The sequence below is a fragment of the Moorena sp. SIO3B2 genome (assembly GCF_010692525.1).
GTDB classification, from domain to species: Bacteria; Cyanobacteriota; Cyanobacteriia; order Cyanobacteriales; family Coleofasciculaceae; genus Moorena; species Moorena producens.
On the sequence record NZ_JAAHHE010000133.1, the window covers coordinates 1 to 17,799 of the forward strand.

General features: G+C 47.1%; 12 protein-coding genes. 7 read left to right on the top strand and 5 right to left on the bottom strand.

The features are described 5' to 3' along the window. Positions 1–106: 106 nt before the first annotated feature. A complete protein-coding gene (locus F6K38_RS23100; RefSeq protein ID WP_008181256.1) occupies positions 107–988 on the bottom strand; it encodes an AAA-like domain-containing protein in 882 nt (293 codons plus the stop codon). A 574-nt stretch (positions 989–1,562) separates the two neighbouring features. Further along, positions 1,563–2,309, bottom strand: coding sequence for a PEP-CTERM sorting domain-containing protein (locus tag F6K38_RS23105; protein ID WP_008181254.1), 747 nt, complete (start codon positions 2,307–2,309; stop codon positions 1,563–1,565). Between the two features lie 575 nt (positions 2,310–2,884). Between F6K38_RS23105 and F6K38_RS23110 the strand changes: the two genes are divergently transcribed. From F6K38_RS23110 to F6K38_RS23120, 3 genes are all read left to right on the top strand, one after another. Then, positions 2,885–3,049, top strand: a complete 165-nt coding sequence (locus F6K38_RS23110) for a hypothetical protein (RefSeq protein ID WP_008181247.1) — start codon at positions 2,885–2,887, stop codon at positions 3,047–3,049. Between the two features lie 459 nt (positions 3,050–3,508). Next, positions 3,509–4,987 (top strand): efflux RND transporter periplasmic adaptor subunit, encoded by a 1,479-nt coding sequence (locus F6K38_RS23115; RefSeq protein ID WP_008181246.1) that lies wholly within the window; start codon positions 3,509–3,511, stop codon positions 4,985–4,987. A gap of 134 nt (positions 4,988–5,121) precedes the next feature. Continuing rightward, positions 5,122–6,300, top strand: coding sequence for an ABC transporter permease (locus F6K38_RS23120; RefSeq protein WP_044492476.1), 1,179 nt, complete (start codon positions 5,122–5,124; stop codon positions 6,298–6,300). Positions 6,301–6,455: 155 nt separating this feature from the next. Here the strand turns inward: F6K38_RS23120 and F6K38_RS23125 are convergent, their stop codons facing one another. Beyond that, positions 6,456–7,190 (bottom strand): ABC transporter ATP-binding protein, encoded by a 735-nt coding sequence (locus tag F6K38_RS23125; RefSeq protein ID WP_008181244.1) that lies wholly within the window; start codon positions 7,188–7,190, stop codon positions 6,456–6,458. 153 nt (positions 7,191–7,343) lie between these two features. Between F6K38_RS23125 and F6K38_RS23130 the strand changes: the two genes are divergently transcribed. Then, positions 7,344–9,308 carry a TolC family protein gene (locus F6K38_RS23130; protein ID WP_202799167.1) on the top strand — a complete coding sequence of 655 codons (1,965 nt, stop codon included), beginning with the start codon at positions 7,344–7,346 and terminating at the stop codon, positions 9,306–9,308. Between the two features lie 25 nt (positions 9,309–9,333). Here the strand turns inward: F6K38_RS23130 and F6K38_RS23135 are convergent, their stop codons facing one another. Together F6K38_RS23135 and F6K38_RS23140 are read right to left on the bottom strand one after the other, a co-directional pair. Beyond that, positions 9,334–10,302, bottom strand: coding sequence for a ParB/RepB/Spo0J family partition protein (locus F6K38_RS23135; protein ID WP_008181242.1), 969 nt, complete (start codon positions 10,300–10,302; stop codon positions 9,334–9,336). Between the two features lie 2 nt (positions 10,303–10,304). Further along, complete coding sequence (locus tag F6K38_RS23140; protein WP_008181241.1) at positions 10,305–10,484, bottom strand: hypothetical protein; 180 nt, start codon at positions 10,482–10,484, stop codon at positions 10,305–10,307. 1,236 nt (positions 10,485–11,720) lie between these two features. Between F6K38_RS23140 and F6K38_RS23145 the strand changes: the two genes are divergently transcribed. The 3 genes from F6K38_RS23145 to F6K38_RS23155 form a co-directional block, all read left to right on the top strand. Then, positions 11,721–14,276: a glycosyltransferase gene (locus F6K38_RS23145; protein ID WP_008181239.1), complete on the top strand. Its 2,556-nt coding sequence runs from the start codon at positions 11,721–11,723 to the stop codon at positions 14,274–14,276. Further along, entirely contained in the window at positions 14,277–16,103 is a 1,827-nt protein-coding gene (locus tag F6K38_RS23150; protein ID WP_008181237.1) for an ABC transporter ATP-binding protein, read from the top strand. After that, the coding region (locus tag F6K38_RS23155; protein WP_287357549.1) for an ABC transporter ATP-binding protein at positions 16,100–17,799 on the top strand (1,700 nt) is incomplete at its 3' end. The genes F6K38_RS23150 and F6K38_RS23155, both read left to right, overlap by 4 nt.

Genomic DNA, 17,799 nt, shown 5'->3' on the forward strand with positions numbered 1-17,799 from the left:
TGAGTGTATTAATTTAGTACGAGAATTAATGAGACTTAATCGTAATAAATGGAAGTATTATTTACGAGGAATGAGAGCTAAATCGCTTGTCCTGTCTGCTTTATAACTATTTTCGTCGCCCCCCCAGGTACAACTTATAGCAATTCTCATAGCTATGAGAATTGCTATAGTCTTGGAAATAGGTGGTGCAGCTGACTTTACTACCGAGGTCCTGATGCCAATAATCATCCAGCATAGGTTTTAGGTTCAGCTTGCGGGTGACATTGTAGGCTAACCAACGCAAAAATTTATCTAGGTTAGTGAGAATTTCAACATCCACTCGTTGAAGGTTCAAACGCACAGTTTGGTAACCCTGAGTTTCTGCATGAGCCAGAATCCTGACCATCAGGGATGTTTTACCCATCTGTCTGGGTGCTTTAATATGAATAAAGGCTCCTGGTTTAACAATCTCTTCGTAACACCTAAATTCATAGGGGACTCGCTCGACATAAAATCGGGAAGTTAAAGGAACTCTTCCTTCTGGTAACTCCAACTGCTGCGATTGAGGATTGAAGATTTGGGATTTGGGATGGTTAGGAAAAAGAACATTTGAGATCTGTTGCTTAGCTGTAGATTGCACCTTCCCTTTGTAGTAAGGCTCTAGTCCCTGTCTCAATACCCCAATCAGCTCCTGAGTGTCACTCGATACTTGATTAACCTGTCGCCTTTCGAGTACACTGCGAAAGTTGGTTTTACTAACTTTTTCCCCTAGTGCTTCTGAGAACAGTTTCCATAATTTAGGGGCAACGGTCTGCTTGATATAACTTGCTGAATAGCCTAACTCTTGAGCGATTTGGTCATAGGTTTTGCGTTGCCCTTGCCAGGATTTTTGCAAAACTGCTCTTTGGATATCACTGAGAGATTGCCCTGTGTTGGAAAACACTAATTGTTCAGCAAATCCTAATCCTTCCTGAATATCCATCAGGTATTGTAAGTTAAGCACTGCCATTTACTTTGCACCCTACATGATTCTTGGCTGCTAACCTGAGTGTGATATAACCATAGAAAACTGCTAGAGTACCGGGTCAGTAATCAAAATTATGGGTAGAAGCAAACCAAAAGATGATTACCATTTTGCTGAAATCCTAATTGCTTCGTTCTTTGGCTTCGCCTACTTCGTTATCAGAGTGGGAGAGTTTGAGAGGGAAAAGAATACCCCGTCCTCTTAGGTCGGGGATGAATTTTTCCTCTCAAATAGTGTTAATATAAAAAGTAAGGGTCTCAAAAAAACTGGGTATTGACCCTACTCAGCTACCCTCGGTGCGAGGGAAAGTTACGCCCATGGAGATAACAACCAACTAGGTTGTGCCTGGGAATCCCCATTCCTCTTAGGATGGGGAGGTTCAAATCAAATTCCGTTAGCCTACATCTTTAGTAAGGCTTACGAAAGTTTGCGATCGCGTTTGCAGAAGGTATGGCTTAGGTATAGATTGTGTACAATATATAGCAGCTCTCAATACCCAATTGAGAACTGCTATAGTTTGGTAATTTGTTAAGATTGCTAATTTCTTGAGACGGCCAGCTTAGGCTTGCTGTTTCTTTTTGCCCTTGAGGGTTGCACCAACACCGAATGCACCCACTGTCAGCAGACCTAGCACTGAAACCGGTTCAGGGACAGATGTAGTTTCTAAGTTTGTAGTTTCTACGTTTAATGTAAATTGTCCCACCATGTCCAAGTGACCATTTGGACTTATACTATACTCACTCACACGGTCTTTCTGTTGAACATTTGGTGCTTGATAAATATAGTCAGTAAGTGTGACGGTTGTTAAACCATCGATAAAGGACAGAGTTCCTGAGCCTGGTACAGTACTTCCATCCAGTCCCCGAGTTGAACCACTACTATTGGCTAAAAAGGTTGGATCAGAGTCAGTGGACCGGGCTAATTCTCCAAAGACTGAAATCCCTGGATTGGCAGTCTCTCCATTGAAAAACAAATTCAAACCGTAATGACTTTTATTAGCAAGAGAGCTTCTGCCATCACCATAAATCGTAAATGTATGGATACCTTCTGTTAGTTCAAAGTCGATGTTGCGACTACTTGGGTCATTAATGAATTCACCGTCTTCACCATCGCTGGTAACGAACAAGTCCCAAAAGCGATCAGCACCGGTATCCCAAACAGCTGTACCCGTACTTCCTGATCCATTAGTGTTAAATTCAATCAGTCCAGTTAAGCTTGTTGCTTGTGCGCTGCTAGTCGTTCCTAAGGTGACTAAGGCTAGGCTGGTGGTAGCAACTGTTAATTTGGTGAGTAATTTTTTAGTCATTGTATTTTGATCAGGCTAAGGGGTGATAGATGCTAGTCTAATCGGGTTTTTTTTTGCCACATTGAACTGGATTGCTTATTTTCAGTATGTCAATCCATATCAAAAAATAAAATATCTAAAAGTTCGTATAACTTCTTAAGGTTTTGAATTGGGTCAATCTCGATTAATTACGAACTTTTTAATTAACGAGTTTGCGACTTAATAAAGAAGATTAAAGTGATGGAAGTTTGCGTTCGCGTAGCGTGGCCTACGGCCAATCGCGTTAGCTAAACGTATGATTTATGTGTAGGTTATGTATAATATTTATTGAAGCCAAGCTCAACTAAATGGCACGTTCCAATTGCCCTGAGATTAAGCATGATAGCTTGATAGCTTTAATACCAATAGGACTTACGAAGTTTAGTTGGGTTCGCCCCCCTAACCCCCCAAATATGGGGGGTACTACTGAGAAAGTCCCCCAAGTTTGGGGGATTTAGGGGGCAATGGGTAAGTCCTGACCAAAATCAAGCGATCGCTCTACTCCAACTCGACAAGGGATTCGCTTCATCGTTGCCAGGGTTTGCTGCTGTAGCACCATGCGATTGGCCGTAGGCCACGCTACGCGAACGCATCTTGAGGTGAATCAAACGGACCCCAAGGTTGGAAAATTTAGGTTAGTATCCGAAATAGCCATTCTGTTATCCTATCCACAGGTGCGACCCGTGGCGAATTTAATTCTTAATGCGGAAAGCGCACCTTAAGATTTCCGTAACTGGTTTGCTGATTTTTGTTAATGTACCTCATAGTTATGCAAACCGCCGTAAGTCCGGAAGAGCCAAAAAAATTCCCCTTTCTGTTTAACCATTCCAGTATTCAGCAACGCCGAAAATAAGCGAACCGGGAGTTTTAAGGCATCTTTTGTTGGAAGTTGGGTCTATTGATGGTTTCTTGCTACTAAGCAGCAGTAGGTAAAATAAAATTACGCCTGATCTAAATTAAAAACCCCTCTTGTCCCATAAGGGTTTCGAGACTTGTGAGCCAGCGCGGTGGACGAGTTCCCCGGCATAAAGCGACTGGCGTTGGCGCAGCCTCTCCGGAGGAGATACCCGTAAGGGTTCAAAATCATGGTTTTGGAACTATTGAGGAAATTACAAGGGTTTCAACCCTTAATTGACATTAAAAGTAAATTATGAATACTAAAGGGGTAACTAGACTTGTCCATGAAGACTGTGGCTGATCGCACAAGGGCAAAACAAAAATTTAAGAGTGGAGTTAAATGGATCGGCTGGTCAGGGATGCTGACCATAGCTACTGCTGGTGGCTTGCTACTCTACAACTGGAATCAGAATCGTCCCTCCGAGCCAGTAGAGGTAAGTCTGTTGGCCGTGGAAGAAGATTATCTTGAGGAAGTGATTAACGAGAGCGGGACGATGGAACTAGGTGGTCAACAAACTCTCCAATCTCCAGTAGATGGCACAGTAGAGCAGATACTTGTTGGTGTGGGTAATAGTGTTGCATTAGGTCAGACACTGGTAATTCTGAGGGATCCAGAGCGCCAAACTGCCCTTGCGCAACAGCAGTTAGAGATTCAGAAACAAGAACTGAAGCTAGAGCGCAACCGTCAGAAAACTATTGAAGCCTCCCAAAAGCTGACAGTGGCTCAAAAGGAACTCCAGGCACTTGCCTTCCAAGAGGTAGAGATGCGCAAGCAGGAACTCCAGCTGGCTCGCAACCGTGAAAAAGTTCTAGAACTTACTGCAAAACTCAACGCTGCTCAACGGGAACTCCAAGAAAGTGAGGTTCTCCTGCAAAAGGGCTTTATTCCAGAAAATGAACTTCAGCAACAGAAAGACCAAATCCTAACGATTAAATCTCAATTGCGGGATGCTGAGTTAGCCGTTGACACCACGGTACTGGAACTGCAGAGTCTACAACAGCAGCGCCAAAGTAAACAGCGGGAACTGTCAAACCAAGTTCTGACTGCTGAAGCTCAATTGCAGGATGCTCAGTCACAGGTCAGTACAGATACTCATGAACTGGAACGCCTGAGACTGGAGAGAAAAAAAATTGAGGAGGAAATACAGAAAAACCTTGTCAAGGCAACCCTGAATGGAACAGTGCTGGAAATCAATGTCAAAGTTGGAGAAGTGGTCAAGCTGGGCGATGCTCTGCTGACCCTCGGCAATCCCTCACAAGGAATAGTAAAACTCCAGCTTTCACCCCTTGATGCTGTCCGCGTTCAAGTCAATCAAATTGCCCGCGTTAGAGTGATTGGACCAAACGCCAAAAGTTTCACTGGCAGAGTTCAAAGCGTGTCAAAACTGGCAACTACCTCAAATAATAATGGTGAGAAGGGAAAAAGCTCTGGTCAAGCCACGGTGACTGCAACTATAAAGCTGGATCGACCCAGCAAGACGCTGATTCCTGGTAGCAAATTGGATGTTGAGATTATTGTGGCTGCACGCCAAAATGTAGTAGTTTTGGACACGGACGTGATTCAAAATTCTGGAGCTAATGCCTTCGTGTGGGTACGGGATACTCAAGGCAAGGTTCAAAAACGCAGTGTAACACTGGGGCTAGAGGCCTTAACAAAGGTAGAGGTAACGTCGGGACTACGCCCTGGCGACGTGATAGTTTTGCCCCCCACTGGATCGTCCCTAAACCCAGGAATGCCTGTTATCCCCAAAGCAGAGCAGTAAAGCAAATCGAAGCAATGGTTGCTCAAAACTTTTCAGAAGCAGCCAAAACACTTGCTATTTATTTATTTATTTATTTATTTATTTATTTATTTATTTATTTATTTATTTATTTATTTATTTATTTTGAATTGCTCATGAGCATCTCACCCCTTGACTTAGTTGCTCTAACTTACAACTCTCTAAGTGGTAACCCCTTACGTTCTTTGCTAACAACCCTGGGCGTTTTTATGGGGGTCGCTTCAGTCAGCGCCACCTTACAAATACGCAGTATCAGCCGAACTGTTATTGAACAACAACTAGCCGAGCGAGAAGCACCTCAGTTGAGCGTCTATTATTGGACCAACGATGGCAGAAAGCTTCAGCTAGAAGATATGGAATTCTTAAAACAGAGAATGGTAGGCTTGTATGCCATCAGTACCTATACTGGGTTTGATAGCGGTCAAGTCATCTTCCAAGATAAGCAGGCGAACCTTTCTATCCATGCAGTTTCCCAAGACTACCTGCTGACTTCGGGTCGAGCAATCCTGCAGGGGCGGTTCTTCAGTGTTGCTGATTTTGCCAACTATCGACCTTTGGCGGTCATAGATCAATTTTTGGCAGAGCAACTTTTTCCTGGGCAAAACCCGATAGGGCAACGCCTTTATGCCGCTGACCAGCCCTATATCGTCATAGGGGTAATCGAAACTAAGCTAAGAACTGCAGAGTATAAACCAAACGGTGAGATGCTGGTGCCCTTGTCCCTCTATAGAGTTTTGAGCGGCGGTCGTGATATCGGAGGACTTCAGCTGCGCCCCAACAATCTCAAAGACATGAAAGACCTAGAACAGCAGGCTCAGCAGCTGTTATCCCAACGCTACCCAGGTGGAATGTTTTGGGCTCAGAATAACATTGATGATATCTTGGAGCAACGGCAAACACTGGTATTTGTTTCCCGGGGACTGCTAGTCCTAGCAATCATTACGCTTTTGGTTGGCGGTGTTGGCATTGCCAATATTACCCTTGCCTCAGTGGTTGAACGCACCCAAGAAATTGGCCTGCGGCGAGCAATCGGCGCAACCCAGACAGAGATTAGGCTGCAGTTTATTCTAGAAGCTGTTTTACTAAGTCTCGTTGGAGGTACAGTTGCGATCGCCACGGTACATTGGGCGACGATTGGGGTTGCCAATAAGTTTGAGTTGCCCTACGAATTTGAATTGGAAACGGCCACCTTGGCATTAAGCTCGGCAGTGGTGGTAGGGGTAGGCAGTGTTTTCTTCCCCGCCGTGCAAGCCAGCAAACTAGATCCAGTGAAAGCACTGCGCTCATCGAAGTAATATCATGTCCAGTTGAATACTTACACGAGGCGCGAAAGCAAGGCAGAGGGCAGAAGGCAGAAGGCAGAAGTAAAGGAGTAAGGTTTCAAGAGAGAAGGTTTTTTATCACTAATTATCCGGACTTGATATAAACAACTCTTCCCCATCGCCAATCCCTAATAAGCAACGGCAACCTGAAGCATCTCCTCTGGCGTAAGATGGGAATGCACCACTTCCCCATCACGGAACCAGACAATGCGCCTGGTGAGACGGGCTACCTCTGGCTCATGGGTTACCATCACTACGGTGATACCACTGGCATTGAGTTCCCCAAACAATTCCATCACTTCCCCAGTAGTGCGAGAGTCGAGAGCTCCAGTCGGTTCGTCGGCGAGCAAGAGAACAGGGTTGTTGGCAATAGCCCGAGCGATCGCTACTCTTTGCTGCTGTCCCCCAGATAATTGAGTGGGTTTATTATACATCCGATTTTCTAAACCCACTCGCTTCAAGGCTTCCTCGGCGCGATCGCGTCTTTCTGCCTTTGGCATCCCTGCATAAACCATTGGCAAAATCACATTGTCCAGCGCTGTCATCTTAGGCAATAAGTGGAACTGCTGGAAGACAAAGCCAATATTGCGATTGCGAATCTGGGCTAACTCTACATCAGTTAGCCCAGAAACATCTAGATTATCGAGATAATAGTGTCCTGAGGTTGGTTGGTCAAGACAACCAATTATATTCATGGTTGTGGATTTTCCCGAGCCAGATGTGCCCATAATTGAGCAATATTCACCCTGCTCTATAATCAGGTTAATGTTAGAAATGGCGTGAACTGCTGTATGGCCACTGCCATAAACTTTAGAAACCTCCTCCAAGCGAATAGCCACAGGTTGGTACTGATTACTTACCATTTGTGCAATTTCGATTGAATCATTGATTAGATTCGTTGGATTTCAACAAGTTAGAATAGCTAATGTAATTTTAGCAACATAGATATGGGATGTGTGAAAAGGATAAAGATTAAAAAATTCCCAATTCGCGCTTATTGCTACTTGGGTGATTAGATGTACAACAGACTTGACGTAATGATACCTCTGTCGGCAATTTTGGGGACGGTTTGTACTTTTGTCGTCCCTCAACCCTCTCAAACCAATCCTCATCCTGAGTTGCCTTTTAATCCTATCCAAACTGCCAATGCCACAAATCTTTTAGTAAACGTCAGTCCTCTCAATCAACAAGTTGGGCAAGCAGGCATTGTTGGTGAAGCTGGGGGAAATAGGGGAGAAGTCGCCGTGTTTCTTCCATCCATAAGCAGCGGAAAACACCGCCAGTCGAATGCTCTTAAAAAACCCGATGGCGGAACGCACAAAAGGGGAGACGCACAAAAGGGGAGAAGTTCGAGTGTTCCTTTCATTAATCCCAGTGGAAAGAGCCGTTTTTGGAGCGTTCCTCAGGAACACAAGACAGAGAGCAGTTCAGTGGTGCAGATGCCAAGTTTTGCTTCTCTAACTACCAATCGAAGTAACAACCAAACTCAACCTATCAAGGCAAATTTCCAGGAAAAAGCAGAACGGACTCAGCCCGATACTGAAACTAGAAAAGAACAAGAGCAGGAAGAATTAGCAACAAAGCCGCAGAAACTAAAATTAACCCTTTCTAATGTTGTCATCTTAGCCTTGCAAAATAATAGAATTATCAAAAACGCTTACCTTCAAAGGATAATTGACCTACAAGAACTGGCAGTAGCTGAAGATGAATTTGCTCCCAATTTTACCCCAGAAATGTTCGTTGAATTCAATCGTAACCAGTTAGGATCCACTCTAAGAACAGACAGTGAATTAAATTTAGCTGTAACCTTGGATCTCAATATCATCACTGGTGGAGACCTGAAGGTGACGTGGAGTCCTAGAGGTAGATTGCAAGACAGTAATAATATTAGCAGCATCGGAGACGACTTATTAAGTCAAAATTTAACTTTCAGTTTTATACAACCTCTCTTAAGGGGATTTGGAGTAGATGTCAACAGAGCTCCTATTCAGATTGCCCGGCAGGAAGAAGCGATCAACATTGTTGAGTTAAAATCGAATCTGATCAACACCATTACAAATGCTATCGAAGCTTACCTGAGGTTACTCCAAGCTCAGGAACAAATCAAAATCGAGCAGCTTTCCCTAGAGAGCGCCAAACGGCAAATGGAAGTTATAGAGGCTTTGATTGATGCTGGCAGGCGAGCACGGGTTGAACTCGTCCAAAGCGAGACAGAAGTGGCTAACCGAGAAGTGAGCTTATTAACAGCTAGGAATAGACTTGCTCAAGCTGGTTTAGATCTGATTGAGATTCTCGAACTTGAGCAAAATTTAGAACTGGTAGCTGCAGATATTCCGGCTCCAGTAGACTCAACCCCTCTGGAGTCAGAGAAGCTACAGCAATTAGCTTTGGTAAACAACCCAGATTATTTGCAATCTGTGAGCCGATTAGAAATCGCTAAATTAAACCTATTGCTGGCCAAAAATGAAAGGCGCTGGAACTTAGATTTCCAGGTAGACTATGACTTAACTACCACCACTCTGGTAGGCGATGATACAATGGACTTGAGGGGCAGACTGACTTTAAAACGTGAATTGGGTAATCTTAGCCTAGAACAGGCTGTTGAACGCAGTAACATTCAACTCCAACAAGCCAATAACAATTTGCAGGAAGCACGTGAAACTCTAGAAATTGAAATTAATAACAGAATTAGAGATGTGAAATTCAATCTAAGACAGATACAACTGGCGCGGCAAGCCAGAGAATTATCTGAACAACAACTACAGAACGAACGGGAAAAACTGAGATTGGGAGTCAGAGGAACTCGACTGATCGATGTTTTGGATTTCGAGAATGACTTGGTACAGGCCAAAAATAGGGAGCTTAATGCCAGGATTGACTATTTAAGAGCTTTGACAAGACTTGAGCAAACTGTCGGAATCACACTGGATAGATGGAATATCAAGATTGAGGCAGCTAAAGCCATCCCAGGTAGAAGGTGAACATTGATAGCCGCCAAAGATGCTCTTATTTATCTTCAGCAATCAAAGCTTCCAGTTCTGCCAACAAAGATTTCAACCTATCCTGTTTGTCAGGATTAGAGCACACCTTAAATTTTTTCACTCGTTTGTAGGTACTTTCCAATTGCTGTTGCAGTTCCCTCTCTGGTGAGGGAGGCTGTAAACCTTTCACCCTCTCTCGAATTTGATTGATTGATAAATTATACTCTATAGCAGCCTCCAGAATCTCCATGCGGTCAGATTCCGATTCTACCTTGCCTATTTCCCTAGCTTTTGTATATTCGATTGACCCAGACCTCAACGCCTCCAAGATATCACTAGGAAGGTTGAGTAATGGCAGCCTGTGGGTTCGGAAAGACTCAGGAGACATCTTGCCAATACTGGCAAACACGTCTGTAAGTATCTGTTGATCTTCTGGGCGGACATCGTTGTCCGCCGCCAGGTGCCGTTTAGTTTTTGATAATTTATTTAACAGTGAGATAACCCATCCCCTATCGGTTAACAACCTCAGCGCCAGTAAATCCAAAATACCTTCTGTCTCCTCCACCGGGTTCAAATCCTCTCGTTGCAGATTCTCCGTCAGCGCATACTGTATTGCCTGAGTATCAGACATCTCCCGGATGGTTACAGGCACTTCGCTCAAGGAGCATTCTTGAGCGGCGCGATATCTTCTTTCTCCAGCCACCAACTCATACTTATCACCCACTGGCCTTACTAATAAAGGCTGGAGGATACCTTCACGGCCTACTGACTCCACCAGAGATTGCATTGCCTTGGGGTCAAAATAGTGCCTGGGTTGAGTAGCTGGCAGGACAATCTGGGATAGTGGTACTAATTTAGCAGCTAAAGCGGAAGCATCTTCTTGCCTTTCCGGAAATACAGTAATGATAGCTTCTTTTTCCGGTTGAACAACGTTTTTTGGCTTAGACTTCGTCGACCTGGTGGACGCTTGTCTGGTAGTTTGTCTAGGACTCATGTTTAAATCCCCATAACTAATAGAGTTGCCAGAATTTTAACCTTATTATTATAAGAGTTGTTGGCAAATTGCTCATAGACAGCACTGAACCTTGGCATTAGCTCATCAAATGCTTTCCGGTTCAACCCTCTAAGTGCCCGCAGCAGTCGGTCTTGTTTCTGTGCTCGCTCACTAGTTATCATTGCCCCTCACCCGCAGGCTCACCTCCTAGTCTCCCCTATTTCCCAACAAGTATATTATCTATTCGGGGGGGGCGAGCACGGCTTGGGTTTTGAAAGGATATATTACTTTTGACTCTTCTGGTCAGATACAGAAACCCCAGCTAGCAGTTGGCTACAAACCATGGCACCTGCGTCGGGTTTTCGGTTTCTGCTACTACTTCGTCCCCCGTTCCGTGATTCCTCTTCAGGTAAACAAACCTAAAACCTACTCGAATTAGGAGTAATAGTTGCCATTTTGCCTAGACTTAGGAGTAATAGTTGGCTAGGATTGATGCAGTTGGTTATAAAAAATACGTCAAAGAAAACTCCTAACAGGAGACTGTATTTATCCAGAAGCGTTCAAGCTTTAAAACCTTCAACAAAAATCTAGCTCAAATTGTGAGATATTTGAATAAATTATGACTAGTTAATTATTAGCCAAAATGAGTGCTCCATTTCCAAAAATGGATGACATCTTGATTAGATCAACTTCGCTATTTACCAGGAGGTATGAGTCAATAAATAAGTGATATTCATTGGTTTAAAAAGATTATATATTTTTAGCAATTGCTTCTTGACAGCACTCCTAGACTGATTTATAGTAAGTTTTATTAAGCGATTCAACACTTCTGGTCAAAACCTTCCTAAAACTCATTGGTTATATGCCGCCAAGGTTGGTCAAGTTGATAGTTTTTTTTATTGAAGATTATCACACCTGGTTAATTAACGCCCTTAGGACATGGGAATGGTCAGATGTGTGGTAAAATAAGTTTGGTTTTCCTAGTCGCTATGTAGCCAGATTCAACTTTTTGAAAGGGTTCCCAACGGTGTATATTGTCAAAGCTATTGTCACGCTTTGGCCCAAAAATAGGAACCTATACAGGTCGAGTTGCTACTCGCCCAACCAGCTCATTCAATATTTTAAAAAAACACGGACTGGTTCAAGGAATCAGTCATAAATATTGCAGCGTATTGATGCAGTCCCTCATGGGGGAAACCCCCTTTGGCCGACTGCATCAATACGCTGCATCAATACACTGTACACAGGAAAGATAGATACTCCTATAGTTTATAGGTCAAGGGAAGCTCTACCCTTGTGCTCTTTATGTAAGAGGATCAACTCCTCACCAATACCTCACAGATGCAGTCACTTAGGAGCGACTGCATCAAGACAATGACAGGAGTATTCGTTTTTTCCCTTACCAACCCCAAATTGTTATGAAGAGTTGCAAGACTAAAATTTGCCCTGCAGTCAAAGGCAAGTTTATTGTCGTTGGGAGCAAAAAACTTTATATTAAGGGAGTCACGTATGGAACATTTCGCCCCAATAGGCAGGGGGAACTGTATCCCAAACCCGATGTAGTTGCCCGGGATTTTGCCATGATGGCGTCACAGGGAATTAACTCAGTTCGCACCTACACTGTTCCCCCTGGCTGGTTGCTTGATTTGGCTGCCAAGCACAACCTTTATGTGATGGTAGGACTACCTTGGGAACAGCATATTGCCTTCCTCGATCAGAAGAAGCGCATCCAAGACATAGAAAAGCGAGTACGGGCGGGGGTGCGTGCCTGTGTTGGACACCAGGCAATTCTCTGCTATGCTATCGGTAATGAGATACCAGCCCCCATTGTGCGCTGGTATGGTCGTCAACGGGTGGAGAATTTCCTCAAAAGACTTTATCTAACTGTCAAAGCCGAAGATTCAGAAGCCCTGGTGACTTATGTCAACTATCCTAGCACCGAGTATTTACAACTTCCTTTTGTGGATTTTGTCTGTTTTAATGTCTATCTAGAGTCCCGGGACCGACTGGAAGCTTACCTTGCCCGCCTCCATAATATAGCAGGGGATCGACCGTTGGTGATGGCTGAGATTGGGCTAGATAGCCTCAGAAACGGGGAGGAAACACAGGCGAAAACCCTGGACTGGCAAATCCAAACTATCTTGGCAGCTGGCTGTGCTGGCTGTTTTGTCTTTGCCTGGACTGACGAATGGTATCGGGGAGGTTTTGACATCGAAGACTGGGATTTCGGTCTCACTGATCGCCAAAGGCGTCCTAAACCGGCGCTCTCAGCCGTTCACCAAGCCTTTGCCGCAGGACCATTTCCGGCATACCTCCCCTGCCCACGGATCTCGGTAGCTGTCTGCTCCTACAACGGAGCAAGTACCATACGAGATACCTTGGAAGCGTTGCAATATCTCGATTATCCTAACTATGAAGTTATTGTAGTGGATGACGGTTCTACTGATGGCGTTGCTGCAATTGCTAAGGAATACAAGGTGCGGGTAATCATCCACAAGCAAAATAGGGGGTTAAGCAGTGCCCGGAATACCGCCTTAGAAGCCGCTACGGGTGCCATCATCGCCTACATCGACGACGATGCCTATCCCGATCCCCACTGGCTCACCTATCTAGCTGCTACTTTCCTGAAAGGAGACTGGGCAGGAGTTGGTGGACCCAATATCCCCCCTCCCGGTGATGGCTTGATAGCGGATTGTGTTAGCAACGCACCGGGAGGACCAATCCATGTCCTGCTTTCCGATCAGGAGGCAGAACACATTCCTGGTTGCAACATGGCTTACTGGAAAACCCACCTCCAAGAGATTGGTGGATTTGATCCCCGGTTTCGGGCTGCGGGGGATGACGTGGATATCTGCTGGCGGCTACAGGAGCGTGGCTGGAAAATAGGTTTCAGCCCCAGCGCCGTTGTCTGGCATCATCGCCGCAACTCGGTGAAGATGTACTGGAAACAGCAACAAGGATATGGTAAGGCTGAAGCCCTACTGGAACAGAAATGGCCACAAAAGTATAATGCCGCCGGTCATCTCAATTGGTCTGGGCGGCTTTACGGTAAGGGGCTAGTGCAGATACTGGGCTGGCGCTTAAGTCGGATATATCACGGGACTTGGGGTAGTGCCCTGTTCCAATCTGTCTATCAGCCTGCACCAGGGCTGTTTCCCGCACTGCCAACCATGCCGGAATGGTACCTAGTCATCCTCGCTCTTGCAGGGCTGTCCAGCCTGGGACTGCTCTGGAAACCAATGGTCTGGACAGTCCCCTTCCTGCTTGCTGCTATTGCTGCACCTGTTACTCAAGCCATCCTGAGTGCTTCTAAAGCTTCTTTTACAACCCCTGTTGCATCTCGCCTCCCCCGCTTCCAGCTTTATAGCTTGACAGTACTCCTGTATCTGCTACAGCCCCTGGCACGACTCAAAGGTCGCCTTGACAACGGGCTCACCCCCTGGCGAAGGCGTGGTGTCTCCTTTTTGCAATTTCCCAGACCTCGGAAAGATCAGATCTGGAGCGAGTCTTGGCAGTCCCAGGAACAGTGGTTGGAAAGGTTAGAATTTGGACTCCGGGAACAGGGAGCAGTGATTTACCGTGGCAGTGATTTCGACCGCTGGGATCTGGAGGTGCGGGGTGGGTTGTTCGGCGCTGTCCGGATACTAATGACCATTGAAGAGCACGGTGGGGGTAAGCAACTGCTGCGATTCCGCTCCTGGCCGAGGGTTGCTGTCCCTGCCTTAATCATTAAGTTCCTTTTGCTACTGCTCTGTGCTGTAGCAGCCTTTGACCAGGCAGGTATGGCTTCTGCTATTCTTGGAACAGTAGCTGTACTGCTCTTGCTGGCAAATTTCCAGGATTGTGCTACTGCCAAAGCTTCCTACCTTTACGTACTCAGACAGTTAGAAGGCATTAATCTCGAATCTGCCACCAACAATCCTACGAACTCACAGCAAAATAAGCAAGCTGCGATCATAGGAGTGGAACTGTAGATGAGTCCAGAAATTGCAGCAACGAAGCACCGATACCGGCGTATGCTCCTATACCCACTGCGCCAGTGGCGTACCTTCGTAGTGATTCTCGCTTTGACTGCAGCCACCTCCTTTGTTACCACTCTCCAACCCTGGCCGATGAAAATCCTGGTGGATTACGCACTTGGTGACACGGCTGTGCCAGCGGTAGTTGGGTCGCTTTTGGGGAACTGGAACCTGACCGTGACGCCCTTTGTGCTGGTTGTTACAGCTGCTCTTGCTAGCCTCGGACTCTATGCCCTGAATGCTATCCTTGAAGTGGGTCTAATCTGGTTCTGGAGCGCTGCTGGTCAACGCATGGTCTATGACCTGGCACAGAAGCTGTTTCATCGACTCCAACGCCTCTCGCTGCTGTTCCACAGTCAGCGCAGTGTCGGTGATTCCCTGAGTCGCTTGACAGTAGACACCTATTGTGTATATACCTTGACTAATGCCCTGCTGGTCTCACCTGCCCAGCAAGTGCTGACTTTGTTGAGCATTGGCATCGTTGCCTGGAACCTAGAGCCAACACTAACCCTGCTATCCCTAGCAGTAGCGCCACTGATGGGGGGTTCCACCCTGTTTTTCGGTGCCCGGCTCAAACGCCGGACGAAGCTGAACCGGGAAGCCCAGTCCCGTCTGCTGAGTTTCGTCCACCAGACCTTCACCGCGATCCCGGTAGTACAGGCATTTGGCACGGAAAACCGCAATAGAAAGCAGTTCCAGTACCTGGCAACGGACGCAGTTGCTCAGTCCCAACGGGGCACCCTGCTCAAGAGTACCTACGGATTTGCCAACGGCTCAATTACTACAGTTGGTACTGCGATTGTTTTCTATGCCGGGGGGCAGCAGGTATTATTGGGGACAATTACGGTCGGTAGTTTCCTGGTCTTCCTCGCCTATTTGCAATCTCTGCAAAAAGCATTTAGGAGTCTGCTAACTACCTATGGAAGTCTGAAATCCGTGGAAGCAAGTATTGATCGGGTGCTGGAAGTCTTGGATGCTAAGGAAGAGGTACAGGATGCCCCTGGAGCCCAGCCCCTACCCCCTGGGGGATCCAAAGGATGGGTGCGCCTAGAAAAGGTCAGCTTCGGGTACCAATTAGGGGATCCGGTTCTCAAAGATATTACTCTGGAAGCCCAGCCAGGAGAAACAATCGCCCTAGTGGGGTTGACGGGTGCTGGCAAGAGTACCCTGGTTTCTCTGATCCCCCGCTTTTTCGACCCCTGGCAGGGACGAGTACTCCTGGACGGGGTGGATGTGCGCCAGTTGCAACTGACCAGTTTGCGATCGCAAATAGGGTTGGTCTTGCAGGAACCTTTCCTCCTGCCGCTGACGGTGGCAGATAACATTGCCTACGGGCGTCCCGGAGCTAGCTATGAAGAAATTGTAACAGTGGCCAAAGCTGCCAACGCCGATGAGTTTATTAAACGGCTGCCCCAGGGTTACGACACGGTTATTGGCGAGCGAGGGGCGACCCTTTCGGGAGGACAAAGGCAGCGGATTGCGATCGCCCGGGCACTGCTCAAGGATGCTCCGGTACTGATTCTCGACGAACCCACTTCTGCCTTGGACGGGCAAACCGAAGCCCTGCTGCTATCAGCTATAGAGCGATTGATGGCAGGGCGGACCACTTTCATTATTGCCCACCGGCTCTCCACTATTCGGCAAGCAAACCGGATCGCTGTGCTGGACGGGGGTCAGGTGGTGGAGATGGGGACGCACCAGAAGTTGCTGGCCGTGGGTGGTCTTTACCAGCGCTTGCACACTTTGCAGTTTTCTGACTCCCCGTCGGAGGTGGTGTTATGAAGCGATGGTGGCTACGACTGATACCCTACGCCCTGCCCCATAGGCGCGGACTCTTATCAATGATGCTGCTGATGCTTGTGGGGGTAGGACTTAATGTACTCAAGCCCTGGCCCCTAAAGTTGATCGTCGATTATGTTTTGACCGACCAGCCGCTCCCGCACTCCTTTACCTGGCTTAAAGCCATACCTGGTGAAGAATCACCTTCTTGGTTACTAGGTTGGTTAGCTGGCAGCACGATCTTGCTATTTCTAGCCAGTGAGGCAGTTCGCATTATTCAGAATTACGTTGGAAATGGCATCGGCAGTCGAATGGCGTACAGCTTGGGGGCAGTACTGTTCGATCACCTACAGCGTCTTTCTCTGGGTTTCCACGGTCAACAACCCACTGGCGATCTGATCAGGCGAGTGATGACTGATAGCCGCTGCATACAGGTACTGGTGATGAATGTCTTCCTCCCCATACTCACTTCCCTGGTCAGTTTGGTCGCGATGTTAGCCGTGATGTGGCAACTTGATCCCACCCTGTCACTGCTGGCACTGCTTGTTGCTCCACTGTTAGTGGTGTTAATCCGGTTTTTTAACCAGCCTATGACTGAACGTAACTACCAGCATCAACAGCTCGAAGGCGAGATCATGGCGCTGAGTGAGCAGGCGCTGACAGCAGTACCAATTGTTCAAGCATTTAGCCGTGAAGCCCACGAAGATAACCGGTTCCGCAACCTATCTCGGCAAGTAGTCCAAGCTCATTTGCGCGCTGTCCTCTCCCAGCTACAATTCAAAGTTAGCGTTAGCGGGGTAACAGCGATGGGCACAGCGGTAATGATTCTGATTGGGGGCTTTCAGGTTTTGGAGGGATCGCTGTCTTTAGGCAGCCTCCTCGTCTTCCTATCTTATCTCGCCTCCTTGTATGCGCCTATGGAAACCCTAGCCTACATTTCATCTGGTTTCGCATCAGGGGCTGCGGGTGCTCGCCGAGTCTTAGAAATGTTAGATGTCCAAGATCAGGTACAGGAGGAGACCGGAGCCAAGCCGTTGCCGCCGTGTCCCCCTGGAGTAAGGGGACACATTCGCCTAGAGCGAGTCACCTTTGGCTACAAACCCGGTCACCCCATCCTCCAGGACATTACTCTGGAGGTGCAACCAGGAGAGACAATCGCTTTGGTAGGAATGACGGGAGCTGGGAAGAGCACCTTAGTTTCCCTGATCCCCCGCTTTTTCGACCCCTGGCAGGGTCGAGTCCTCTTTGACGGGGTGGACGTGCGCCAGGTGCAACTGAGCAGTTTGCGATCGCAAGTGGCTATAGTGTTGCAAGAGCCATTTTTGCTGCCACTGACGGTAGCAGATAACATTGCCTACGGGCGTCCTGGAGCTAGCTATGAAGAAATTGTGGCAGTGGCAAAAGCTGCCAACGCCGATGAGTTTATTCAACGGCTGCCCCAGGGCTACGATACCGTTATTGGCGAGCGAGGAGGCACCCTTTCGGGAGGACAAAGGCAGCGGATTGCGATCGCCAGAGCGCTGCTCAAGGATGCGCCGGTGCTGATTCTCGATGAACCCACTTCTGCCCTGGATGCCCAGACGGAGGCGCTGCTGATGGAAGCCTTAGAGCGGTTGATGGCAGGCAGGACAACCTTCATCATCGCCCACCGGCTGTCCACGATTCGGCAGGCAGATCGGATTGTAGTGTTGGAGCAGGG